The organism is Pseudoalteromonas maris (assembly GCF_049257235.1).
Classification (GTDB): Bacteria; Pseudomonadota; Gammaproteobacteria; order Enterobacterales; family Alteromonadaceae; genus Pseudoalteromonas.
The window spans coordinates 38,452-63,093 of the sequence record NZ_JBMMUF010000009.1; the positions used below are offsets into that span (position 1 = coordinate 38,452).

The 24,642-nt window shown below is 44.7% G+C and carries 23 protein-coding genes; 18 read left to right on the forward strand and 5 right to left on the reverse strand.

Annotation, left to right across the window (positions count from 1 at the left end; translation table 11 throughout):
* Nucleotides 1–12: 12 nt before the first annotated feature.
* Nucleotides 13–741, reverse strand: coding sequence for a hypothetical protein (locus tag AAEU32_RS12550; RefSeq protein WP_421970875.1), 729 nt, complete (start codon nucleotides 739–741; stop codon nucleotides 13–15).
* A 246-nt stretch (nucleotides 742–987) separates the two neighbouring features.
* On the opposite strand from AAEU32_RS12550, the gene AAEU32_RS12555 reads away from it, so the two are divergent.
* Complete coding sequence (locus tag AAEU32_RS12555; protein ID WP_421970876.1) at nucleotides 988–1,881, forward strand: GGDEF domain-containing protein; 894 nt, start codon at nucleotides 988–990, stop codon at nucleotides 1,879–1,881.
* 21 nt (nucleotides 1,882–1,902) lie between these two features.
* Here AAEU32_RS12555 and AAEU32_RS12560 read toward each other — a convergent pair whose 3' ends face one another.
* Nucleotides 1,903–2,406: a DUF2062 domain-containing protein gene (locus AAEU32_RS12560; protein WP_421970877.1), complete on the reverse strand. Its 504-nt coding sequence runs from the start codon at nucleotides 2,404–2,406 to the stop codon at nucleotides 1,903–1,905.
* 234 nt (nucleotides 2,407–2,640) lie between these two features.
* Between AAEU32_RS12560 and AAEU32_RS12565 the strand changes: the two genes are divergently transcribed.
* From AAEU32_RS12565 to tcdA, 7 genes are read left to right on the forward strand one after another with little or no spacing between them, the layout of a single operon-like run.
* Nucleotides 2,641–4,656, forward strand: coding sequence for a DNA internalization-related competence protein ComEC/Rec2 (locus AAEU32_RS12565; protein WP_421970878.1), 2,016 nt, complete (start codon nucleotides 2,641–2,643; stop codon nucleotides 4,654–4,656).
* Nucleotides 4,657–4,715: 59 nt separating this feature from the next.
* Nucleotides 4,716–6,461 (forward strand): lipid A export permease/ATP-binding protein MsbA, encoded by a 1,746-nt coding sequence (gene msbA / locus AAEU32_RS12570; RefSeq protein ID WP_421970879.1) that lies wholly within the window; start codon nucleotides 4,716–4,718, stop codon nucleotides 6,459–6,461.
* 10 nt (nucleotides 6,462–6,471) lie between these two features.
* Complete coding sequence (gene lpxK / locus AAEU32_RS12575) at nucleotides 6,472–7,446, forward strand: tetraacyldisaccharide 4'-kinase (RefSeq protein WP_421970880.1); 975 nt, start codon at nucleotides 6,472–6,474, stop codon at nucleotides 7,444–7,446.
* A complete protein-coding gene (locus AAEU32_RS12580; RefSeq protein ID WP_421970881.1) occupies nucleotides 7,447–7,644 on the forward strand; it encodes a Trm112 family protein in 198 nt (65 codons plus the stop codon). It begins immediately after the preceding gene.
* Nucleotides 7,632–8,381, forward strand: coding sequence for a 3-deoxy-manno-octulosonate cytidylyltransferase (gene kdsB / locus AAEU32_RS12585; RefSeq protein ID WP_421970882.1), 750 nt, complete (start codon nucleotides 7,632–7,634; stop codon nucleotides 8,379–8,381). The genes AAEU32_RS12580 and kdsB overlap by 13 nt, the downstream gene beginning before the upstream one ends.
* On the forward strand, nucleotides 8,378–9,043 hold the full coding sequence (locus tag AAEU32_RS12590) for a TIGR01621 family pseudouridine synthase (protein WP_421970883.1): 666 nt from the start codon (nucleotides 8,378–8,380) through the stop codon (nucleotides 9,041–9,043). The genes kdsB and AAEU32_RS12590 overlap by 4 nt, the downstream gene beginning before the upstream one ends.
* A 4-nt stretch (nucleotides 9,044–9,047) precedes the next feature.
* Complete coding sequence (gene tcdA / locus AAEU32_RS12595) at nucleotides 9,048–9,839, forward strand: tRNA cyclic N6-threonylcarbamoyladenosine(37) synthase TcdA (RefSeq protein ID WP_421970884.1); 792 nt, start codon at nucleotides 9,048–9,050, stop codon at nucleotides 9,837–9,839.
* Between the two features lie 5 nt (nucleotides 9,840–9,844).
* Here tcdA and AAEU32_RS12600 read toward each other — a convergent pair whose 3' ends face one another.
* From AAEU32_RS12600 to AAEU32_RS12610, 3 genes are all read right to left on the reverse strand, one after another.
* Complete coding sequence (locus tag AAEU32_RS12600) at nucleotides 9,845–10,258, reverse strand: SufE family protein (protein WP_421970885.1); 414 nt, start codon at nucleotides 10,256–10,258, stop codon at nucleotides 9,845–9,847.
* Nucleotides 10,258–11,493: an aminotransferase class V-fold PLP-dependent enzyme gene (locus AAEU32_RS12605; protein ID WP_421970886.1), complete on the reverse strand. Its 1,236-nt coding sequence runs from the start codon at nucleotides 11,491–11,493 to the stop codon at nucleotides 10,258–10,260. The genes AAEU32_RS12600 and AAEU32_RS12605 overlap by 1 nt, the downstream gene beginning before the upstream one ends.
* 87 nt (nucleotides 11,494–11,580) lie before the next feature.
* On the reverse strand, nucleotides 11,581–12,867 hold the full coding sequence (locus AAEU32_RS12610) for a citrate synthase (protein WP_421970887.1): 1,287 nt from the start codon (nucleotides 12,865–12,867) through the stop codon (nucleotides 11,581–11,583).
* 425 nt (nucleotides 12,868–13,292) lie between these two features.
* Between AAEU32_RS12610 and sdhC the strand changes: the two genes are divergently transcribed.
* From sdhC to AAEU32_RS12660, 10 genes are all read left to right on the forward strand, one after another.
* Nucleotides 13,293–13,670, forward strand: coding sequence for a succinate dehydrogenase, cytochrome b556 subunit (gene sdhC, locus AAEU32_RS12615; RefSeq protein WP_421970888.1), 378 nt, complete (start codon nucleotides 13,293–13,295; stop codon nucleotides 13,668–13,670).
* The gene (gene sdhD / locus AAEU32_RS12620; RefSeq protein ID WP_421970889.1) at nucleotides 13,661–14,008 is read left to right on the forward strand and encodes a succinate dehydrogenase, hydrophobic membrane anchor protein; all 348 of its coding nucleotides are present in this window, start codon (nucleotides 13,661–13,663) and stop codon (nucleotides 14,006–14,008) included. The genes sdhC and sdhD overlap by 10 nt, the downstream gene beginning before the upstream one ends.
* A complete protein-coding gene (sdhA, locus tag AAEU32_RS12625) occupies nucleotides 14,009–15,781 on the forward strand; it encodes a succinate dehydrogenase flavoprotein subunit (protein WP_421970890.1) in 1,773 nt (590 codons plus the stop codon). It begins immediately after the preceding gene.
* A gap of 11 nt (nucleotides 15,782–15,792) precedes the next feature.
* Nucleotides 15,793–16,509: a succinate dehydrogenase iron-sulfur subunit gene (locus AAEU32_RS12630; RefSeq protein WP_421970891.1), complete on the forward strand. Its 717-nt coding sequence runs from the start codon at nucleotides 15,793–15,795 to the stop codon at nucleotides 16,507–16,509.
* 115 nt (nucleotides 16,510–16,624) lie between these two features.
* Nucleotides 16,625–19,438 carry a 2-oxoglutarate dehydrogenase E1 component gene (locus AAEU32_RS12635; RefSeq protein ID WP_421970892.1) on the forward strand — a complete coding sequence of 938 codons (2,814 nt, stop codon included), beginning with the start codon at nucleotides 16,625–16,627 and terminating at the stop codon, nucleotides 19,436–19,438.
* A gap of 10 nt (nucleotides 19,439–19,448) precedes the next feature.
* The gene (gene odhB, locus AAEU32_RS12640; RefSeq protein WP_421970893.1) at nucleotides 19,449–20,945 is read left to right on the forward strand and encodes a 2-oxoglutarate dehydrogenase complex dihydrolipoyllysine-residue succinyltransferase; all 1,497 of its coding nucleotides are present in this window, start codon (nucleotides 19,449–19,451) and stop codon (nucleotides 20,943–20,945) included.
* Nucleotides 20,946–21,126: 181 nt separating this feature from the next.
* Nucleotides 21,127–22,293, forward strand: coding sequence for an ADP-forming succinate--CoA ligase subunit beta (gene sucC, locus AAEU32_RS12645; protein ID WP_347389395.1), 1,167 nt, complete (start codon nucleotides 21,127–21,129; stop codon nucleotides 22,291–22,293).
* A complete protein-coding gene (gene sucD / locus AAEU32_RS12650; protein WP_421970894.1) occupies nucleotides 22,293–23,165 on the forward strand; it encodes a succinate--CoA ligase subunit alpha in 873 nt (290 codons plus the stop codon). Before sucC ends, sucD begins: the two co-directional genes overlap by 1 nt.
* 241 nt (nucleotides 23,166–23,406) lie before the next feature.
* On the forward strand, nucleotides 23,407–23,811 hold the full coding sequence (locus AAEU32_RS12655; RefSeq protein ID WP_421970895.1) for a TspO/MBR family protein: 405 nt from the start codon (nucleotides 23,407–23,409) through the stop codon (nucleotides 23,809–23,811).
* 91 nt (nucleotides 23,812–23,902) lie between these two features.
* Nucleotides 23,903–24,640, forward strand: coding sequence for a substrate-binding periplasmic protein (locus tag AAEU32_RS12660; protein ID WP_421970896.1), 738 nt, complete (start codon nucleotides 23,903–23,905; stop codon nucleotides 24,638–24,640).
* Nucleotides 24,641–24,642: the final 2 nt, after the last annotated feature.

The following is a 24,642-nucleotide window of genomic DNA, read 5'->3' on the forward strand; positions in this document are numbered from 1 at the left end:
GCGGGCTTTTTGTTAAAACTGATAGGCGACACCCAACGAAATAACCGGGTACATGTCAAAATCAGATACATCATCCTCCAAATTAAGACGTTCTTGCTCTAGTTCATCATAAAATTGCTGCACCAGAGGGTCACTGGTATCTGTTAGGCTAAAGCGCTCAGTCATGCCATTGGCTGAAACGAATGCAGACCCACTTGCTTGCAGATCAACTTCAGGGTTGCCACTGAATATCACACCCAACTCAAAAGAAAATGATAACCGTGAGTCGTTACTTGGGCTGTTTCCCCAACCTAAGCCAAGATACCCAGCAGTACTGTCACCTAAATCAACTCGTGCATCCAATGTGAGCGGGTCGTTTGAATCCGGAGTATAGTCAGCATCGCCAATGTTATAAGAGCCAGAGCTGATATCGAGACTTCGACCTCGTACTCTGTTCTTATTGTTGTATATTCCGCCACTTAAACGAAAACTGGAACCCCAAGGGCGCCAATCAACAAGTACACCAGTGGTGCTTAAATTCAGTTCGCCTGTGTATTCAATTCCGTCTTCTTCAAAATCGTCGTCATAATCATATGAATTGGTCTGTAAGCGAATATTCCAATTGTCATTGATACTGTAATCAAGCTCTAAGCCAAGTCCCAAAGAGCCCGCCTTTACGCCAAGGCCAATGTCTTTTGCTTGGGCTGTCATGGCTGCGAATAAGCAAAGAGGTATAACAAAGATACGATAGTGTGTTGTCATTGCATTCATCCTGTAGTGATTGTGTGCATTTTGGTATTGCTTGTGAGGCACTTAACAACGAAATAGCGTCCTTATCTAAAGCTAGTAAACCTTAGCTTGTACCGTTAAAAAAAATGTTATGAGTGCGTAGAGTTGTGAGTTGGGAAGCAATTTAGCGTGCAAGGCAGGTTTACGATAACAAGTGACACTATTTTGTGTATCGCCAATTTAGGAACTAAGCTTAAGCAACTTATGACGTGTACTTAGATGCAGATGAAACAAGCTCTCTTTAAAGCTAATTTAGAAAATAATGGCGATGCCGTTGTAGTCTCCGACATTGATGGTGGTATCGTGTTTTGGAACGCTGCGGCCAAGAATATGTTTGGGTACTCTTTTGAAGAGGTAAAAGGCAAAGACCCCCACGACATATTAACACCGGCGAGTAATCGCGAATTTGCTAAGCACTCCAAAGCCGCGTATGCGAGTACGAGAAAATCTAACATTATGGGCGCCTTCATTCGTTTACGCGCATTGACTAAGAATAAAAATAAGATAGACGTCGACCTACAGATAAATAGCGTTGAACTTGACTCTAAAGTGTACATTTATACGTTTATTCGTGATGTATCTGACATGGTAGAGCTTGAAAAGAAAACGGATCGGCTTATTAACATAGATGCGCTTACGAAAGTAAAAAACCGGTATCGATTTAATACTGACATGAAATGGCTGGTGACGCGATGCCAAGGTACGGCAAAGCCTCTGAGTGTCGGGATTATCGACATAGATTACTTTAAAAGCATCAATGATAAATATGGCCATGATGTTGGCGATGTTGCGTTGGTACAGTTTTGTGAAATGATGACGTCCAGACTGCCAACTACCGCTGTCTTTGCACGTTTAGGAGGGGAAGAGATTGCATTAGCCTTACCCGACACTGACTGTTATGAAGCCGTTCAAATCATTGAAGAAATGCGTCAATATGTGAGTGAGCAAACAATTAAATGTGACTCAGCAAGTTTTAAAATAACGTTTAGCTGTGGATTGTCGAGTTTAAGGGGAGCTAAGTGTATGATTCGCTCTTTGTTAAAGGAAGCGGATAAAGCCTTGTATCAAGCGAAAGAGCAGGGGCGAAATCGTACTGTGTTATTTCATCATTAGTAGGTGCGTTAAAGCCGATTACTATCGACGCGTTTGCCAAGCTTTACGAACACTACGACACCACAGGTAGTCTATAACGACAAATCCGACTAACGAAGCAAATGCACCACAGATCACTGAACCGATTAGAAACGCAGGTCCAATGGTTGATAAACTGTCGCTCAGCCATTGCCAGCTCGGTTCGAAATAAAACTCTTGCTGTGGATGACCTAATACCAAGGTGCCCACGAGGTAAGAAAAATAAAATATTGGCGCCATGGTTAGTGGGTTTGTTATCCACACCAGTGCAATCGATAATGGCAGGTTTACGCGCAAAGGAATAGCAACCGCCGCTGATAAAATCATCTGAAAAGGTACAGGGATGAACGCAAAGAAAAGGCCAACGGAAAAGGCACCACGAGCAGAGCGTCTATTTAAATGCCATAAGTTGGCATCGTGTAATAATCGACCAAAAATACGCAGCGTTTTAATCTGCTTAATTTTATTGTGATCGGGTAAGAACCGTTGAATGGTTTTTTTCGCCATTTGATGGGGCCCTGTACATCTATTGCGGTGTGCAGTGGGTTTTCATTCGGCTGTATTCTGTCACTTTTCACCCCATCACTGCCAGTACTTTTTGCGCTAATAGCGATATTGATCATCGTTTGGTATAAGAACGGTTATTTTATCGGCTATATGCGTGCATGTCTTTTCGCTGTTGCTTATACATTAGTCTATTTTTTCACCTTTTATTACTGGTATGGACCTGAAATAGACAATATGACGCACAAAGTCGAAGCGAAGGTTGTAGAGCTTAGGCAAGTCGATAATCAGGTTTTTGGAACATTAGAGTTAGTTCAAATAGACGATTACCGAATTCCTTGGTATCAAAAAGGTACTAAATTATCGTCATCCTTTGTGAGCAGTATAAATATAGCGACTGGCGATAGGATATTTTTTTTAGCGAGGCTTAAACACAAACGCAGACGGGTAAACTTTGGCGTGCGTGATGCAAGAGTTTATGACTTTATTCACCAAGTTCGCTTTTCATCGTCAACAATAAAAGAACTGGATATTGTGTCGCAGCAGAGGGCGCCTGTATCACAGTATCGTCAATGGTTGGACGAACGCCTTAATACCCTGCATCTATACGGTGTATATAAAGCATTGTTAAGCGCCGATAGAACAAGCATTGACCCACACCATTATGACTTGTTTAAAGTAACGGGAACGATTCATTTACTGGCTATTTCTGGCCTGCACATCGCATTAATCTATGCCATGTTCTATTACTCACTCAAAATGAGTGCGATTGTATTTACCGCACTGTGTCGTATTCCCACAAGCCAGACTATCAATTTTAACAACTATTTCGCTGCGGCTTCGCTATTAATGTCTGGAGGCTTTGTTGCGCTGTGCGAATTTGTGCCAAGTGCTCAGCGCGCCTGGATTATGTTGTCGGTGTTCGTAATTTTGTTTTACATGAAACGCCAATATTCATTGATACACAGTTTGATCATTGCTTTGTGTTCCCTGCTGATTGTGAATCCTTTTAGTTTGTTAGACTTAGGCATGTGGTTTTCATTTATTGCAGTCGCGGCCATCTTTATAGCTTTGCACTTACTTCGCCATCGACATCTTGTTACTCGCTATATCGGTATACAAATATACCTCTTTTTGATACTTGCTCCATTAAGTATGTGGGCGTTTGGTGGTATTTCTGTGGTGCAAGTAGGCTTCAATTTAGTGGCTGTGCTCTTCGTTAGTTTTTTGTTGATGCCGTTGTTGCTTTTTGACGCTGTCATTGGTTTCGGTGGATTACCACATACATTGTTAATCGTTACGGATGATCTGTTATATCAGTTAATACAATGGCTATTGCCATATCGAGATAGCTATTGGTTTACTACAGGGCAAATACCGCTTTGGGGGGTAATGCTTTTATACATAGGTATGCTCGCAGTCTTCATAACGGGGCGTTTTTGGCCTGTGTTGTATGCGCTGGCATGTTGTTTAATATACTCAGGTAGTAAAACACTCGCGACCGAGCAGTGGCGCGCCGACATACTTGATGTGGGACATGGCCTGAGTGTGGTGATTAGCCGCAATGGGCGAGCGCTAGTGTATGACCTTGGCCCCAACTATTTTGGACGATACTCCATCGTGAATAATACATTGTTGCCACATATTCAAACTCGAAGACTGGCTGTTGAGCACACGATTATTTCACACCAAGACAATGATCACAGTGGAGGGCTTAGCCATTGGTTAGCGCAAGGAATGGGGCCATCTCTGGATTTTTTTCATTCAACTTCGAGCGCCTTGTGTGAAAACAAAACCCTGTATTGGCAGGGGTTGACCGTGCGAGTGATATGGCCAAAACCTAATTTAACTTCAGGGCATAATACTAACAGTGAGTCTTGTGTGGTGTTAATTTCTGACAATAAACACAGCTTTTTGCTCACAGGTGACATAGGCAACGAGCAGGAGTATAAATTAGTTGAGCTTGGCCTTTTACAACCAGTAGATGTTGTTATCAGCCCTCACCATGGCAGTAAGACGTCTTCTAGCGAAGCATTTATCCAAGCGGTATCACCCACGCATGTTATTCATTCAAGTAGTGAGCGCCTCAATTGGCAAATGCCACACCCAGATGTTACTGCGCGATACCAAGACGTTAAAGCGACACAGTGGCTAACCAAACGAGACGGGGGGATAAAAGTGCTGTTTTACAGTGATAAAGTGGTTGTAGAAACAGCAAAAGAACATAAAAACTATTGGTTTATCACTGATTAAGTTTCGTTTTTTGCCCTGCGCAGATACAATACAAGGCAACGCGTTCAGTTGAGAATAGTATGCAAGATAGCGCAACCCACACTTACAAACGCCTTTTGGGCTATGTCAAAAATTATAAAGCGGCTGCGATTGTGGCGGTTATCTGTATGCTTGGCTATTCAGCTATGGATGCTACCTTCGTGTGGTTAATGCAGCCATTCATTGATGACGGCCTTACCGAGCGTAATAGCACTGTGCTTACGTGGGCTCCTTATGTGGTTATAGCCTTGGTTATAGGGCGGGGTACCTTTAATTTCTTATCTAGTTATTGCCTCGCATACGTTGGTTCACAAGTGGTTCGCTCATTGCGACAAGACTTGTTTACTCATATGTTGAATCTGCCAGTGAGCTTTCACGACCAGCATTCAAATGGTGAACTGATTTCAAAAATTACCTTTGATACTGAGCAAGTACAGCAAGCTATTACAAAGGCTTTGTTGGTTTTGGTCAGAGAGGGGGCGTATGTCGTATTTCTGGTGGTAGTCATGTTTAGCGCGAGTTGGAAGTTGTCTCTGATCTTTTTGGTTATTACGCCAGTGGTTGCCGTAATTGTTGCCGTTGTCTCAAAACGGTTTCGTCGTATCTCAAAGAATATCCAAAACGCCATGGGTGATGTGACACGTTGTTCAGAACAAATGCTTTCAGGGCATAAAGTTATCCACGGCTTTAATGGTCAGGAACAAGAGACCGAACGATTTGCCAAAGTAAATAATATTAACCGTTTACAGCGTGTAAAAATGGATGCGACTAAGGCACTTAGTGTCTCTGTGATTCAGATCTTAGCTGCATCTTCTATGGCTGTCATACTCGTGCTCATTTCTATGCCTGGCATGATAGATTCAATCACCTCGGGCACCTTTGTCACGCTCATATCTTCGATGATGTTGATGCTACGACCGCTCAAACAACTATCCAATGTAAACAGTGAACTGCAGCGTGGTATTGCTGCTGCACAAAGTATATTCGCGGTGCTTGATACAGAACAAGAAAAAGACACAGGTAGCACGGTTTTACAAAAGGCGATTGGAAAAATAGAAGTCCGTGACCTTACTTTCACTTATCCAAGTGCGAATGAGCCAGTACTTAAAGGGTTAAACCTGACTATCGAACCTGGACAGAAAATAGCGTTAGTGGGTCGCTCTGGCTCGGGTAAATCGACTCTCTCTAATTTATTACCACGTTATTATGACGTTGTACCGAGTTCAGCGATGCAACTTGATGGGTGCGATTTACAAGAATACACGTTGAAAAGTCTGCGCCAGCAGTTTGCCATCGTATCTCAACAGGTTGTGTTATTTAACGATACGATAGCCAACAATATCATGTATGGCCTTGAGCAACCCTTGTCCGAAAGTGCGTTAATGGACGTAGTGAAAAAGGCCCATGTGTGGGAGTTTGTTAAAGATTTGCCGTTAGGGTTAGATACGATAGTCGGCGAGGATGGCGTCATGTTATCTGGTGGCCAGCGTCAGCGTATAGCGATTGCCCGTGCCATTGTAAAAGATGCGCCAATATTGATTCTGGATGAGGCAACCTCGGCGCTTGATACTGAATCTGAAAAACTCATCCAACAGGCATTAGAGTCACTAATGCACGATAAAACAGCGATTATTATTGCCCATCGACTATCAACTATAGAGCAAACAGATTGCATCTATGTAATGGATAAAGGGCAAATCATTGAGCAAGGCACCCACAGTGAGCTGCTCAAACACGATGGTACGTACGCCGCACTGGCAAAAATGCAACAAGGCGAGGGGGCGTAAGACCAACGCCATGAATATTGCAAAGCAAATAGAAAGTGCGTGGTTTAAGCGTTTTAGCCTAATTAGCGTGTTGTTACTGCCACTGACGCTACTATTTTGGTTGCTAAGCAGTGTTAATCGTATGCTGTTTAAAGTAGGCCTCAAACGCGCATATAAAAGCCCTGTGCCTGTCATCGTTGTCGGCAACATCAGCGTTGGTGGTAATGGCAAAACACCTATGGTTATTTACCTTGCTAACCTACTTAAAGAACAGGGTAAGCACGTTGGCATTATCTCTCGCGGTTATGGCGCCCGCCCTGCAAGTACACCGTTTGCTGTTAAAGCAGATACATCAACCCATGAAGGAGGCGATGAGCCGGTCCTGTTAGCCAAACGTACTGGCTGTCCTGTTTATATAGGTGGGGACAGAAAAGCGAGTATCGAGAAAATGATGTCCGAGCATAGTATTGATGTCATTATCAGTGATGATGGCCTTCAGCACTATGCGTTGGCTAGGGATATAGAGCTGTGTATTGTTGATGCCAAACGCCAGTATGGCAATCGCTTACTCATGCCATCTGGTCCGTTAAGAGAAGGGACATGGCGATTGCAGAGCGTTGATCTCGTTGTCTTCAATGGCCTCACCAATGGTCAAGCTAGCTACGTGCTAGAAGCGACAGGCTTGCATGGTGTAGCAGATGAGCAGCCAATCAATCCGCCGTTTCCTTCGGGGTGTGCGCTCAGTGCAATAGGGAATCCAAAGCGATTTTACGACAGTTTGTCGGCATATGGAGTCAATTTGGATGATGAGCGTCACTTTCGTGACCATCACCATTTTGAGCCACAGGATATCCCAAGCGGTGTAACCTATATGACAGAAAAAGACGCTGTAAAATGCCGCTCTTTTGCGCATGAACAGTGTTATTATTTGCGTGTTGATGCGATACCTAACGCATTACTTAAGCAACAATTAAATACGATATTGAAAGATAAAGGGGTGCTATAAATGGCGTTTGATACCAAGCTGCTAGAGATCATTGCTTGTCCTGTGTGCAAAGGTAAGCTGCATTACGACAAAGAAAATCAAGAACTCATCAGTACAGCTGCAAAACTGGCATACCCGATACGCGATGATATTCCAGTATTGTTGGAAAACGAAGCGCGTGAGCTTAGTTCTGACGAGGTTGAGAAGTGGAATTCGTAGTCATTATTCCTGCGCGCTACGCCTCAACGCGTTTGCCCGCGAAGCCCCTTGCCGATATTAATGGCAAGCCTATGATTCAGCACGTATATGAGCGAGCGCTTCAATCCGGTGCTAAAAGCGTATTTATTGCCACTGATCATTCAGATGTTCAAGCGGCATGCAGCGCATTTGGTGCACCAGTTGTGATGACGAGGGAAGATCACCAGTCAGGTACTGAGCGTTTGGCTGAAGTGGTCGATAAACTAGGTCTGAGTGACGAAACATTAGTGGTTAATGTGCAAGGTGATGAGCCGTTGCTCGCCGCTGAAAATGTATCGCAAGTTGCACGATTGCTCGATGGCAACGATGCGCCGATGGCGACACTTTCTACCCCGATTGTGGACGTTGAAGAAGCGTTGAATCCCAATGCAGTCAAAGTAGTAAGTGACACAGCGAACAATGCTTTGTATTTCTCGCGGGCAACCATTCCATATCACCGCGATGCACTATTGGCAAAGCAGTGCGAGCTCGACATCAGTCATATGCAAAGACACATAGGTATTTACGCTTATCGTGCAGGCTTTATTGCTAAGTACATAGATTTGGCACCGTCAGTTATCGAAAAGTTGGAATCACTCGAGCAGTTACGCGTACTGCACCATGGTTACACCATTAAGATCGCTCAAGCTGAAGTTGTTCCCGCCGCAGGCGTCGATACACCTGAAGATCTCGCTAGAGTAGTAGCTGCACTAAAATGAGTGAAGTTGGCATAATCGCGAGCGAGGACGATTTTGTTGTTGTAAACAAGCCCGAGGGTCTAAATTTTCATTGTGAAGATGGCCAATTAGGGCTGGTGGCGCGTGTTGAACGTCAACTTGGTATGGCTTTGTATCCTGTTCATCGTCTCGATAAGGTGACATCGGGCTTAGTTATATTGCCAACCAGTAGCGAAGCTGCAGCGGTTTTTACTCAGGCGTTTACACACCGTATGGTAGATAAAATCTACTTGGCTTTAGCGGTAGATAAGCCTAAAAAAAAGCAAGGTTGGCTCAAGGGGGATATGGCCAAAGCTCGAAGAGGGGCTTATAAACTAGTTAAAACCACGCAAAATCCTGCGATAACGCGTTTTTATAGTTATTCACTCGCGCCTAACTTACGTGGTTTCGTCCTCAAACCTTTCAGTGGTAAAACGCATCAGCTAAGGGTAGCGATGAAGGCGCTATCGGCGCCTATATTGGGCGACACGTTATATGGTGGTAGTGAAAGTGATCGCACTTATTTGCATGCCTACGCATTACAGTTCCAGTATAAAGGCTGTGATTACCAGTTTTATGCGCATGAAACTAGTGGTCAGTTAGTGCAGCATTTCGATGCGTTATGCGCCCAATTCGATAATCAACCGTGGCAGTTAGATTGGTAGATAAATGAACCAAGATTATGAACTTAGATTTGGCGGTATATCCCGCCTGTATGGACAACAGCAAACTCAGTGGTTACATGAAGCCCATTTTTGCGTAATAGGCATTGGTGGTGTTGGTAGTTGGGTTGCAGAAGCGCTTGTACGTTCCGGGGTTGGCAATATTACGCTCATTGACTTGGATGATATTTGTGTTACCAACACCAATCGTCAAATTCATGCATTGAAAGACACCGTGGGAATGGCAAAAGTTGAAGCAATGAAAGCACGTTGTGAACTTATAAACCCGCACGTAAATGTTCATCTTATCGACGACTTTATTACCTTGGAAAATTATCGTGAACACATCAAAGGCTTTGATTATGTCATTGATGCAATTGATGCGGTTAAAGAGAAAGCCGCACTTATTGCTCATTGTAAACGTAACAAAATGCCGATAATTACGACCGGGGGCGCAGGCGGGCAGACGGATCCAAGTGAGATCAAGTTCGGTGATGTGGCGAAGACCACGCACGATCCACTGTTGGCTAAGGTGAGATATATTCTACGCAAGCAATATAACTTCAGTAATAACCCGAAACGAAAGTTTGATGTTGACTGTGTTTACTCAACTGAGCAGTTGGTCTATCCGGACGGTCATGGACAAGTCTGTAAGGCGAAACAAGCGGCAGATTCAAGTATGAACATGGACTGTGCTACAGGGTTTGGCTCAGCAACGATGGTCACGGGTACATTTGGGTTCTTTGCGGCGGCAAAAGCCATACGCAAATATTTAGACAAACGAGCAAGACAGGCGTAGTTAGTCTATTGGTGTTGTTGTGCAAAGTCGTTAATGCTTTGCACAATCGCACGTATGCCATTACCGCGAGAGGGGCTTAGGTGGCGTAATAACCCGAGTTCGTCGAATTCCTTTTCAGCATCGATGTGTAACACTTCATTGGGTGTTTTGTTTTGATACAGTGTTAAGATGACCGCTAATAGACCCTTTACGATACGTGTGTCTGAGTCTGCAATGATCACTAACTTGTCTTCCTCTGGTGTAAAGTCGATGTACATCCATACGTTACTTTCACAACCAGACACTTTTGCACTATCTACCTTTAGCGCATCACTAAGCTGTGGTAATGACTTACCTAACAGCATTAATTCACGATAACGCTGTTGCCATGCACCAAGTCGGACAAATTTCTCTTTGAGCTGCGTATAAGGGGTTGCCATTAGCCAATCATCTCCAACGTGTTATTCAGGGCTGCGATGAAGGCATCAATATCGCTATGGGTGTTATAAAAAGCCATACTCACCCGTACAGTCCCGTTAACACCCAATGCAGACATCAATGGTTGCGCACAATGATGGCCATGACGCACAGCGATACCTTCCATATCAAGTAATGTGGCTATGTCAAATGGGTGCTCTTTATCGATAGTAAAACTTATTGTGCCCACGTTGTCTGTTAAGTCGCCAAGTAGGGTGACTGAGTCAATCGTCATCAACCGAGACTTTAAATCTAAAAATAAAGCCTGTTCGTGGGCGCGCATAGCATCTAAATCTAAAGTACTAAGATAATCGATAGCCGCACCAAAACCGAGTATGCCGGCGATGTTGGGGGTTCCGGTTTCAAATTTACTTGGTGGTGGATTAAATAGCGTTTTCTCGATGGTAACTTTAGAAACCATCTCGCCACCACTTTGAAAAACATCGAGCAGTTCTAAGCACTCATAACGACCATACAGCCCACCAACGCCGGTAGGACCAAGGCATTTATGGGCCGAGAATGCAAAAAAGTCGCATCCCAACGCCTGCATGTCTGGGCGCAGGTGAAGCAGTGATTGGGCGCCATCAATAAGCGTCCATGCGCCATGTTCTTTAGCTTTAGCAACCAAGTCAGCCACGGGATTAATGTTACCAAGTGCATTAGACGCATGGGCGATTGCAAATACTTTTGGTTTATATTGCGCAATAAGCTGATAGGCCGCGTCAACATCTAGTACACCACTTTTCGTCACAGGAATGGCTTTAACCGAAGCGCCGGTGCGCTTTGCCAATTGTTGCCAAGGCACAATATTAGCGTGATGCTCAAGCTCAGTTATTAAAATCACATCATCAGACGTCACATGTGGCGTCAGCCCATATGCGACAAGATTGATAGATTCTGTGGCGCCTTTTGTCCACACAAGCTCATTGCGTTGACAGTTAATAAATTCACTGACCTTAGCACGCGCATTTTCATACTCTGACGTAGCCTGCTGAGAAAGTTGGTGTGCACCTCTGTGCACATTGGCATTATTTGTCGTGTAAAACGTGCTTAGCGTATCGATAACGCACTGGGGTTTTTGACTCGTTGCCGCTGAGTCCATGTACACCAGGTCGTTGTTGGCGTGATGGGCAAGGGCAGGAAAGTCTTTTGTAATGCTATCGATATCGAACATAGAAACAGTGGAATTGTGGGGCATTGTTAATGGCGGACATTGTAGTGAATTGGCCTAAAATGGCAATAAAAAAGGCCGCTGTGATAGCGGCCTCTCTAATGAAGTAGCGTATTAGCGCTTGTCAGATGGTACGTAGTCGCGCTTAGTCGCGCCTTTGTACAATTGACGTGGACGGCTGATCTTATGACCAGGCTGAGATAGCATCTCGTCCCAATGTGAAATCCAACCTACGGTACGCGCCATAGCAAAAATCACTGTAAACATGCTTGTTGGAATACCAATCGCTTTAAGAATGATACCTGAGTAGAAATCTACGTTCGGGTATAGTTTCTTCTCAACGAAGTATGGGTCTTCAAGCGCGATTTGCTCAAGACGCATTGCTACGTCTAGAAGTGGATCTTCAATGTTCAGCTCTTTAAGTACTTCGTGACATGTTTCACGCATTACTGTGGCACGTGGGTCGAAGTTCTTGTATACACGGTGACCGAAGCCCATTAGACGGAATGGGTCGTTCTTATCTTTCGCTTTTGCGATGTACTCGTCAATGCGATCCACTGAACCGATTTGCTGAAGCATGTTTAGACATGCTTCGTTTGCACCACCGTGCGCAGGACCCCAAAGTGACGCGATACCAGCAGCGATACACGCGTAAGGGTTAGCACCAGATGAACCAGCGATACGTACCGTTGAAGTAGACGCGTTTTGTTCGTGATCAGCATGCAACATGAAGATGCGGTCCATTGCTTTTGCAAGGGTAGGACTCACTTTGTACTCTTCAGAAGGCACTGAGAACATCATGTGCAAGAAGTTTTCTGCGTAGCTTAGGTCGTTACGTGGATAAACGAAAGGTTGGCCAATCGTGTATTTATAAGCCATTGCTGCGATAGTAGGCAGTTTAGCTACTAGACGAATTGCACTGCGCTTACGCTGAGCTGGATCTGCAATATCAAGATCTTGGTGGTAGAAAGAAGACATAGCACCAACAACACCACACAACATTGCCATTGGGTGAGCGTCAACACGGAAACCCTGGAAGAATGCAGCCACCTTCTCATGCACCATAGTACTCATGGTGATTGAGTTTGAAAATTTCTCAAGTTCAGCTTCGCTCGGTAACTCACCGTTAAGAAGAAGATAGCAAAGCTCTACGTAGTTTGAACCTTCAGCAAGCTGATCAATTGGGTAACCACGGTGAAGTAGAACACCTTTAGCACCGTCGATGTAGGTGATAGATGAGTCACAAGAGCCAGTAGACATAAAACCTGGGTCATAAGTGAAGTATCCGTGTGAACCCAAGGTACGAACGTCAATAACGTCCTGACCCGCTGTGCCTTCATAAATTGGAAGCTCAATCGGGTCGTGTCCATCGATATGGACTGTGGCTTTCTTATCTGCCATCTATTTATCTCCTAATAAGAATAACTAGCTGTCGCCGTTATGCATGATACTAATGTTAAGCAAATTCCGATCATTCTAACGTACAAGAGGGGTGGGAAGTCAATTTTAATGCACATTCGTATAATAAATATTCTTTATAGATTAAATATTATACCAATGGCTAATTCGCAAACCACTCACACTAAACAAGAATTGTAATATCCTTTGCAGGCTTATATACTGTCGGAGGTTAAATACCGTAACGTCTTTAAGTAGATTCTAGATGTAAACGTGAATATTGTTCACTTGATTGGAAACCGTCTGAAGTGAATTTTTGCGTGTCTGGGATTTATTTCAGTGAGCGCATTTACGTAGCAATACGTAAGTGGTTATAAAAACAATGTAGATGGCTCTATTTTCAATGTGAGCAAGATGGGCAAGTAACTGTGAAAAAGCAAAGACCTGTAAATCTCGATCTAACGACCATCTCTATGCCAGCAACGGCCAAAGCTTCAATTCTGCACCGCGTAACCGGTGTAGCAATGTTCTTTGCCTTGACCTTTGTGATTTGGGCATGGGCTGAGTCTTTATCTTCTCCGGAAGGATTTGAATTTGTCAAAAACCTGTTAACCGGGTTTGTTGCCAAATTTATCGCCTGGGGTACCCTCACCATTCTTTCGTATCACTTCATCGCAGGTGTGCGCCACTTAGTCCAAGATATGGGCCCGTGGAAAGAATTAGACTCAGCTAACGCGACAGCGAAAGCGGGTTTCGTGTTGTGGGTAATTGTTGCTGTTCTAGCGGGAGTTTGGCTATGGTCTTAAATCAAGCATCTCTTAAGCGCGATGGCGTTCAGGATTTCGTATCTCTTCGTGCAACTGCGCTGATCATCAGCTCGTATGCACTGTTCATTATTGGTTATCTGCTATGCACTCCAGCACTAACCTATGAAGCGTGGTCAGGCCTATTTGGCAACCTAGCAATGAAAGTGTTCACACTTGTGGCACTGGCTTGCATCATGGTGCACGCACGTATCGGCCTGTGGCAGGTACTAACTGACTATGTGAAGAACGCTAAACTTCGTGCGTTCCTTGGCTTCGTACTAAACCTTATGGCTATTGCTTACGTAGTAATCGGCCTGTTCGTTCTATGGGGTGTTTAAGTGAAATATTCAGTTCGCGAATTTGACGCGGTAGTAATCGGTGCAGGCGGCGCGGGTATGCGTGCAGCACTAGCGATTACCGAATCAGGTAAGTCATGTGCACTTATCTCAAAAGTGTTCCCAACACGTTCTCACACAGTTTCAGCGCAAGGTGGTATCACTGTTGCACTTGGTAACTCGCACGAGGATAACTGGGAGTGGCACATGTACGATACGGTTAAAGGTTCTGATTACATCGGTGACCAAGACGCTATCGAGTACATGTGTAAAACTGGCCCAGAGGCAATCACTGAGCTTGAGAACATGGGTCTTCCTTTCTCTCGCTTTGAAAATGGCCGCGTATATCAGCGTCCATTCGGTGGTCAGTCAAAGAATTTTGGTGGTGAGCAGGCAGCGCGTACTGCTGCAGCAGCTGACCGTACAGGTCATGCGCTTCTTCACTGCCTTTACCAACAGAACGTTAAAAACAAAACTAACGTATATTCTGAGTGGTATGCACTAGATTTAGTGAAAAACGACGACGGTGCGGTTGTAGGTTGTACAGCAATCGATATCGAAACGGGTGAAGTTGTTTACTTCAAATCTAAAGCTGTTGTTCTTGCAACAGGTGGTGCTGGTCGTATCTTCGCATCTACAACTAACGCGCACATCAACACCGGTGATGGTGTAGGTATGGCGACGCGTGCAGGCGTTGCGATGCAAGACATGGAAATGTGGCAGTTCCACCCAACAGGTATTGCTGGCGCTGGTGTACTTGTTACAGAAGGCTGTCGTGGTGAAGGTGGTTACCTTCTAAACAAAGACGGTGAACGCTTCATGGAGCGCTACGCACCAAATGCAAAAGACTTAGCATCTCGTGACGTTGTTGCTCGTTCAATGATGACAGAGATCCGTGAAGGTCGTGGTTGTGAAGGTCCTTGGGGTCCACATATCAAGCTTAAACTTGACCACCTAGGCGAGGAAACCCTTAACTTGCGTCTACCGGGTGTATGTGATCTAGCTAAAACATTTGCACACGTTGACCCAGCTAAAGAGCCAATTCCTGTAATTCCAACATGTCACTACATGATGGGTGGCGTACCAACCAATGTAAATGGTCAAGTACTGAGTGTTGATGCTCAAGGTAACGACCAGCTGGTTGAAGGTTTGTTTGCAGTGGGTGAAATTGCATGTGTATCTGTACACGGTGCAAACCGTCTAGGCGGTAACTCACTACTTGACCTTGTAGTATTCGGCCGTGCTGCTGGTAACTTCCTAGGTACTTACCTAAATGGATACCAAGCTCAGCGTGAAGCTTCTAGCGATAACATTGACGGCGCACTTGCTCGCTTCAATCGTTGGGAGACGTCTAAGCCAGGTCAAGGTGAAGACCCAGTTCAGATCAAAAAAGACCTACAACAATGTATGCAGCTTAACTTCTCGGTATTCCGTGAAGGTGACGCAATGGCAACAGGTCTTAAAGAGCTTAAAGAAATCCGTGAGCGTCTACAGCACGCGCGTCTTGATGACAAATCAAGCGATTTCAACACTCAGCGTATCGAGTGTTTAGAGCTAGACAACTTGATGGAAACTGCTTACTCAACAGCGGTGGCAGCAAACTTCCGTACCGAGAGCCGTGGTGCTCACTCTCGTTTCGACTACCCAGATCGTGATGATGAGAATTGGCTATGTCACAGTATCTACAACCCAGAGACTGAACAGATGTCAAAACGCGAAGTAAACTACGCGCCTAAGTTGCGTGAAGCATTCCCACCTAAAGCTCGTACTTACTAGGAGAGATGACGATGGCAACTTTAGAATTATCTGTTTATCGTTACAATCCAGATGTGGATAACGCGCCGCGCATGCAGGATTACACTCTTGAGGTGGAAGAAGGTCGTGACATGATGGTGCTAGACGCACTAATGCTTATTAAAGAGCAAGACCCGTCACTGTCTTTCCGTCGCTCATGTCGTGAAGGTGTATGTGGTTCTGACGGTGTGAACATGAATGGTAAAAACGGCCTTGCGTGTATTACGCCAGTGTCAGCTTTGCAGAAAAACGGCAAAGGCAAAATTATCATTCGTCCACTACCTGGTTTACCGGTTGTTCGCGACCTAGTAATTGATATGACTCAGTTCTATACTCAATACGAAAAAGTGAAGCCGTACCTAATTAATGACACGCCAGCAGCTGGTGAGCGCCTTCAGTCAATCGAAGAGCGTGACAAGCTAGACGGTTTATACGAGTGTATCTTGTGTGCGTGTTGTTCTACATCTTGTCCGAGTTTCTGGTGGAACCCAGACAAGTTTATTGGTCCAGCGGGCTTGCTACACGCTTATCGTTTCTTAGCTGATAGCCGTGATACAGCAACAGAGCAACGCTTGGCTGATTTGGATGACGCTTTCAGCGTGTTCCGTTGTCACAACATCATGAACTGTGTCAACGTTTGTCCTAAGGGATTGAACCCGACTAAGGCGATTGGCCAAATCAAATCAATGCTTCTTAATCGTTCGGTTTAAGGGCATAATAAACGCTAAGAATGGCTAGACGTCTGTCTGGCCATTCTTCGATCTCTTACTCATACAATTGAGTAAGCCTAAAATGTAAATCTGCGCTAGATAAAAGGGCTTATAAATGCACGATGGTGTGATGAAGGCATGGCTAGAGTCTTCTCATCTATACGGCGGTAACGTTGCGTATGTTGAGGAGCTTTATGAAGCATATCTTGATGATGTGACTTCTGTGCCAGAAGAATGGCGTGAAGTGTTCGAACAACTTCCAAAAGTGGAAGGTGTGGATGTTGAAACCAAGCATTCGCAAGTGCGCGCTGAATTCGCCGAACTGGCAAAAAATAAACATCGGGAAGTAGTAATCGCAGAAGGGGGTCAGGGCGACCCTAAACAGATCAAAGTTCTGCAACTAATCAATGCTTTCCGTTTCCGTGGTCATCAAAACGCGAACCTTGACCCACTGGGTCTGTGGCAACGTGAGCGCGTTCGCGACTTAGACTTAGAGTTCCACGGCCTTTCAAAAGAAGATTTCGACACTGAGTTTTATGTTGGTTCATTCGCCGCCGGCGGTGACATGATGAAACTAGGTGACTTATACCAAGCGCTTAAAACAACCTACTGTGGTTCAGTTGGTGCAGAGTACATGCACATCACATCTACTGAGGAAAAGCGTTGGTTACAACAGCGTTTAGAGTCAGTCCAAGCGCGCCCTAAGTTCGACAGCAAAACCAAAACTCGTATTTTAAAAGGTTTAATTGCTGCTGACGGCCTAGAAAAATATCTTGGTGCTAAATTCCCTGGTGCAAAACGTTTCTCACTTGAGGGCGGCGACGCGTTAGTACCAATGCTAAAAGAGCTGATTCACCGAGCTGGCGAAAGCGGCCAAGAAGAAGCTGTTATTGGTATGGCCCACCGCGGACGCCTAAATGTATTGGTGAATGTGTTAGGTAAAAACCCATCTTCATTGTTTGATGAATTTGCCGGTAAGCACAACGATACGCTTGGCTCTGGTGACGTAAAATATCACATGGGTTATTCATCAGATTTCGCAACGGCAGGCGGAAGCGTTCATATGGCACTTGCATTTAACCCGTCACACCTTGAAATCGTTAACCCAGTAGTTATGGGTTCAGTGCGTGCGCGTCTTGACCGACTAAATTGTGAAAGCGGCTCCAAAGCGCTACCAATTACAATTCACGGTGATTCAGCAATTGCTGGCCAAGGCTGTGTGCAAGAGACATTCAACATGTCTCAAACAAATGCCTTTAAAGTAGGCGGAAGCGTTCGAATTGTTGTTAATAACCAAGTTGGCTTCACAACATCGAATCGAGAAGACGTACGTTCAACAGACTACTGTACTGATATTGCCAAAATGGTGCAGGCACCGATTTTCCACGTGAATTCGGATGACCCTGAAGCGGTGGCGTTCGTTACGCAAATCGCACTCGATTTCCGCAACCAATTCAAACGCGATGTTGTTATTGACCTTGTATGTTACCGTCGCCATGGTCACAACGAAGCTGACGAGCCAAATGCAACTCAGCCGTTGATGTATCAGAAAATCAAAAAGCACGCGGTACCGCGCGAGATTTACGCTCAGCAACTCGTTAGCGAAGGTCTTTACAGCGAAGATGAAATCAAGCAATTAGTTGATTCATACCGCGCTGGTCTAGATGACGGTAACTGTGTTGTTGAAGAAATTCAAAAAGACACCAAGCACTCATCTGAGTGGTCTAAGTTTGTTGGTCATGATTGGGATACCAAATATGACGCAAGCGTTTCGGTTGAAAAACTAAAAGAACTTGGTGAGAAAGTTGCTTCTTATCCAGAAAACCACAAAGCGCAGTCACGTGTTAAAAAGATTTACGATGACCGTAAATTGATGGCATCTGGTGAGAAAATGCTTGATTGGGGTATGGCGGAAACGCTTGCCTATGCAACGCTTGTTGAAGAGGGTACTGATATCCGTTTGACAGGTCAGGACTCGGGCCGTGGTACATTCTTCCACCGCCATGCTGTTGTCCACAATCAAACTGACGCTTCAACTTACTTACCATTGCAGCATGTTTCTGAGCAGCAAGGTAAGTTCGAAGTGTTCGACTCAGTGTTATCTGAAGAAGCGGTCCTTGCGTTTGAATACGGTTATGCAACAGCAGAGCCTACGTCATTAGTAATGTGGGAAGCACAGTTCGGTGACTTTGCTAACGGCGCGCAAGTGGTATTTGACCAATTCTTAAGTTCTGGTGAGCAAAAATGGGGTCGTTTGTGCGGTCTAACGTGTCTACTTCCACATGGTTATGAAGGTCAAGGTCCAGAGCACAGCTCAGCGCGTTTAGAGCGTTTCTTGCAACTGTGTGCTGACCACAACATGCAAGTGTGTGTGCCTTCGACGCCTTCGCAAGTTTACGCGATGCTTCGTCGTCAAGCTGTGCGCCCGTTACGTCGCCCGCTGATCGTAATGACACCGAAATCACTACTACGTCACCCGCTGGCTGTATCTTCACTTGAAGAGTTGTCAGAAGGTGTGTTCCATAACATGATTGACGAGATTGATGATATCGATCCGAAAAACGTGGAACGCGTTGTATTTTGTAGTGGTAAAGTTTACTACGAATTACTTCAAGAGCGTCGTAAGCAAGAGCTCAATAACATTGCTATTGTGCGTGTTGAACAGTTGTATCCGTTCCCTCACCAGGAAATGGAACAGATTATCGAACGCTACAAGCACGTTAAAGATTTTGTATGGTGCCAAGAAGAACCACAGAACCAAGGTGCTTGGTACTGTTCGCAGCACCACTTCTGGAATTCAATTCCACAAGGCGCAAACCTAACGTATGCAGGTCGAAAAGCATCTGCATCACCAGCATGTGGTTACATGTCTGTACACACTAAAGAACAACAAGCGTTAGTCGCTGACGCGCTTACAATTAATAAATAAGGGATAAGAGATGACCACAGAAATTAAGGTTCCTGTTCTTCCTGAGTCAGTTGCCGACGCTTCAGTTGCAACTTGGCACGTGAGTGTTGGCGACAAAGTAAGTCGCGATCAAAACCTAGTTGACATCGAAACTGACAAGGTTGTTTTAGAAGTAGTTGCGCCAGCTGATGGTGTGATCACTGAAATTAAAGAGCAAGAAGGTGCAACAGTTTTAGCCGAGCAAGTTATTGCAATTATCGGTGAAGCTGATGCAGCGGACGCTGGTTCTGCACCAGCATCATCTGAAGAAACAAAAGCTGCGCCTGCTGCTGGCGCTCAAGAAGGTAAAGACGTGGATATTAAAGTTCCTGTACTTCCAGAATCTGTTGCTGATGCAACTATCGCTACATGGCACGTACAACCAGGTGAAGCGGTTAGCCGCGACCAAAACTTAGTTGATATCGAGACTGATAAAGTTGTACTTGAGGTTGTTGCACCTGAAGACGGTGTAATGGGTGAGCACATTCACGCTGAAGGTGACACTGTACTTGCTGAGCAAGTTATTGGCACAATGAAAGCAGGTGCGAGTGCATCTGCAGCGCCTGCTGCAGCGGCTCCTGCTGCTCAAGAGTCTGGTGATGATAGTGCATCTGATGTGCTCACTCCTTCAGTGCGTCGTCTAATTGCTGAAAAAGGCTTAGATGCTTCGCAAATCAAAGGTTCTGGCAAAAACGGTCGTGTAACTAAAGAAGATGTAGATGCGTTCATCAAGAGTGCACCTGCGAAGCAAGAGTCAACTGCTGCAGCGACTCCTGTACCAGTAGGTAACCGTACGCAAAAACGTGTTCCTATGACACGTCTACGTAAGACTATTGCTAACCGTCTTCTTGAAGCTAAAAACTCAACAGCAATGCTGACAACGTTCAACGAAGTGAACATGAAGCCAATTATGGACCTTCGTAAGCAGTATCAAGAAGTATTCGAGAAGCGCCACGGTACACGTCTTGGCTTCATGTCGTTCTACGTGAAAGCAGTTGTAGAAGCGTTGAAGCGTTTCCCTGAAGTTAACGCGTCAATCGATGGCGATGATATCGTTTATCACAACTACTTCGATATTAGCATTGCAGTGTCTACACCGCGTGGTCTGGTAACGCCTGTACTTCGTGATTGTGACAAGCTATCACTTGCTGAAATCGAAAAGGGCATTAAAGACCTTGCGATTAAAGGTCGCGACGGTAAGCTAACTGTTGAAGACATGACTGGTGGTAACTTCACTATCACTAATGGTGGTGTATTCGGTTCACTACTTTCTACGCCTATCATTAATTTGCCGCAGTCTTCTATTTTGGGTATGCACAAAATTCAAGACCGTCCGATGGCTGTAAACGGTAAAGTAGAAATCCTTCCTATGATGTACCTAGCGCTTTCTTACGATCACCGTCAAATCGACGGTAAAGAGTCAGTTGGCTTCTTGGTAACCATCAAAGAGATGCTAGAAGATCCAACACGTCTTCTACTTGACGTGTAATCGTCATTTTTGATTAAAAATTAAGCTGCAACCGTGTTTTGCAGCTTTTTTTTTGCCACCTTTAGTCTTACTAGGGTTTTCAAGCTATGCCATGGGAACTATACTAGGTGCGCAATTTGGGATGGTTGAATAAATGCATTTTTATTCAGCTCTTTTGGTATAAAAAATTGGATAAAGCATCATGAATTTGCATGAGTATCAGGCAAAACAACTTTTTGCCGAATATGGTTTACCAGTTTCTGAAGGTTATGCATGTGACACACCTCAGGAAGCTGCTGAAGCTGCTGATAAAATCGGCGGTGACAAATGGGTTGTTAAATGTCAGGTTCACGCCGGTGGCCGTGGTAAAGCAGGTGGTGTAAAACTTGCTGACAGCAAACAAGAAATCAAAGAATTCGCTCAAAACTGGTTAGGTAAAAACCTAGTAACTTATCAAACTGACGAAAATGGTCAGCCAGTTGCTAAAATCCTTGTAGAGAGCTGTACTGACATCGCAAACGAACTATACCTTGGTGCAGTTGTTGACCGCGCTTCTCGTAAAGTTGTTTTCATGGCGTCAACTGAAGGCGGTGTTGAAATTGAACAAGTTGCAGAAGAAACGCCTGAACTAATTCACAAAGCAGAGATTGACCCACTTGTTGGTCCTCAAGCTTACCAAGCACGTGAACTAGGCTTCAAATTGGGTCTTAACCCAACGCAAATGAAGCAATTCGTAAAGATCTTCATGGGTCTTGCGAACATGTTCAACGACCACGATTTCGCACTTCTTGAAATCAACCCTCTAGTAATCACAGACGAAGGTAACCTTCACTGTCTAGACGGTAAAATTGGTGTTGATGGTAACGCGTTATACCGTCAGCCTAAAATCCGCGCGATGCACGATCCTTCACAAGAAGACGAGCGTGAAGCTCACGCTGCACAGTGGGAACTTAACTACGTTGCACTAGACGGTAACGTTGGTTGCATGGTTAACGGTGCTGGCCTTGCAATGGGTACTATGGACATCGTAAACCTACACGGCGGTAAGCCAGCTAACTTCCTAGACGTTGGTGGTGGCGCGACTAAAGAGCGTGTAGCTGAAGCATTCAAGATCATTCTATCTGACGACAACGTTAAAGCTGTTCTAGTTAATATCTTCGGCGGTATCGTACGTTGTGACATGATCGCAGAAGGTATCATCGGTGCAGTTAAGGAAGTGGGCGTAAACGTTCCTGTAGTTGTACGTCTTGAAGGTACTAATGCTGAGCTAGGTCGTGAAGTTCTTGCGAACTCAGGTCTAGACATCATCGCTGCAGAATCTCTAACAGACGCTGCACAGAAAGTTGTTGCTGCTGCGGAGGGCAAATAATGTCTGTACTAATTAATAAAGACACTAAAGTAATCTGCCAAGGTTTCACTGGTGGTCAAGGTACTTTCCACTCTGAGCAAGCTATTGAGTACGGAACGCAGATGGTAGGTGGTGTATCACCTGGTAAAGGCGGTCAAACTCACCTTGGTCTACCTGTGTTCAATACAGTACGTGACGCAGTAGAAGCTACAGGCGCAACTGCATCTGTTATCTACGTACCGGCACCTTTCTGTAAAGATGCAATCCTTGAAGCAATCGATGCGGGCATCGAGCTTATCGTTTGTATCACTGAAGGTATCCCAACACTAGACATGGTTGACGTTAAAGTTAAGCTTGATGAAACTGGTGTTCGTATGATCGGTCCTAACTGCCCAGGTGTTATCACTCCGGGTGAAACGAAGATCGGTATCATGCCTGGCCATATCCACAAGCCTGGTAAAGTAGGTATCGTATCACGTTCTGGTACACTTACTTACGAAGCGGTTAAGCAGACTACTGACGCTGGCTTCGGTCAATCAACGTGTGTTGGTATCGGTGGTGACCCAATCCCTGGCACTAACTTTATCGACGTACTAGAGATGTTCGAAAAAGATCCGCAAACTGAAGCTATCGTAATGATCGGTGAGATCGGCGGTACTGCTGAAGAAGAAGCTGCGGCGTACATCAAAGAGAACGTCACTAAGCCTGTTGTTTCTTACATTGCAGGTGTAACTGCTCCTCCAGGTAAGCGTATGGGCCACGCTGGTGCAATCATTGCAGGCGGTAAAGGTACTGCTGATGAGAAATTTGCTGCACTAGAAGCTGCTGGCGTTAAAACTGTACGTTCACTTGCTGATATTGGTAAAGCACTTAAAGAGAAGACTGGTTGGTAATCTCTGTCTTTATGACAAAAAGCTCGCTAAATGCGGGCTTTTTTTATATCTCGTGGACGTATCGTTCGAGCACATCTTCCTGCCATTTTTGCTCCATATAGAACCCGTATTAGTTTAAATGTCTACTCATGTGTAAGGTGAACGAGTAGGCCGCTTACTTAGTGTGTAGTCATCAGTGAAGTGGATCCAATAGTCGCTTTTGGACGTATATTCATACACATAAATAGAGGAATACATATGTATGGAAGAATTGTCATTCATTGAGTGGTACAACACACTCGCCAAACCAAGTTGGACACCTCAACCTGCCTTTATAGGATTAATGTGGCAAATCCTATATCCGTTAATATTTATTAGCTTTGCTTTTATATTTATCCAAACGTTCAGACGCAAATTAGAACTAGCGATTGCCGTACCATTTATAGTTAATTTAGTCGCAAACCTTGCGTTCACACCGATACAGTTTGGCTTGCGTAATCTCCCCCTAGCGAGTGTTGATATTATCGTCGTTTGGCTTTCTATTGTGTGGATCATGGTGGTAATTTGGCCTCGCTATCGTGTCGTAGCCTTGATGCAAATCCCTTATTTTATATGGGTTTCAGTGGCCACTTATCTGCAAATTAGTATTACGATAATGAATTGGTAGTGAGAATGGCGCGATGGCTTCGAACATCGGCATATAATGTGGGAATTCATTGTCTATACTTAGTCCTAAACGCTTCCCCAAAATAGCTATTATGGGTTTTAAACATCTTTACTTCTTTACAAGCTTAACTGTGCTGAGTGCTCCGTGTTTTGCATTTCATGATGATATTAACCATATCCACGGTGTCAGTGAGATGTGGGCGAACTTCACTCATGACGACGGCTCAGGATTGTATTGGGAGATAGCCAATCGCATATATGAAGGCGAATTACTTAGTCTTGAAGCAACCACTTATCAGCGCGCGGTTAATCAATTCAATAAAGGAGATGTGGATTTCATTTTAGGGATCTATGCATCTGACATAGAAGGGGATGATCATAGCCTGATAACTGCACAATTTATTGATGTCGATTATGTCGCCGCGTGTGTTAAAAAAGGAGCAGTTCCCGCCAGAGTAGACACGCTTCAATATGGCGTTGGCGCCTGGGTTAAAGATTATGGCTACGAGGCAATTTTTGATATCAAACAGTTTTATGAGGTTCCTGATCGTGCAAAAGGGCTGCAAATGCTTTCCAAGGGGAGAGTGGACTACTTCATTGATGCGTTGACAGAAATTAACTTAGAGTTTGATGCTCATCCTTCTCTGATAGCTGAGGTTGATTGTAAAGTAATTCATGAAGAAGGGCTTTACATTGCGTTTCACGATGACGAGCGCGGGCAACGCTTAAAAAAACGATGGGATACACAGTTTCAACATTTGTTGGATAGTGGCGAAATCAAACAGATGTTTGTGAAATATAAAGTCTCTTATCCTTTTGAAATGCATTAAAA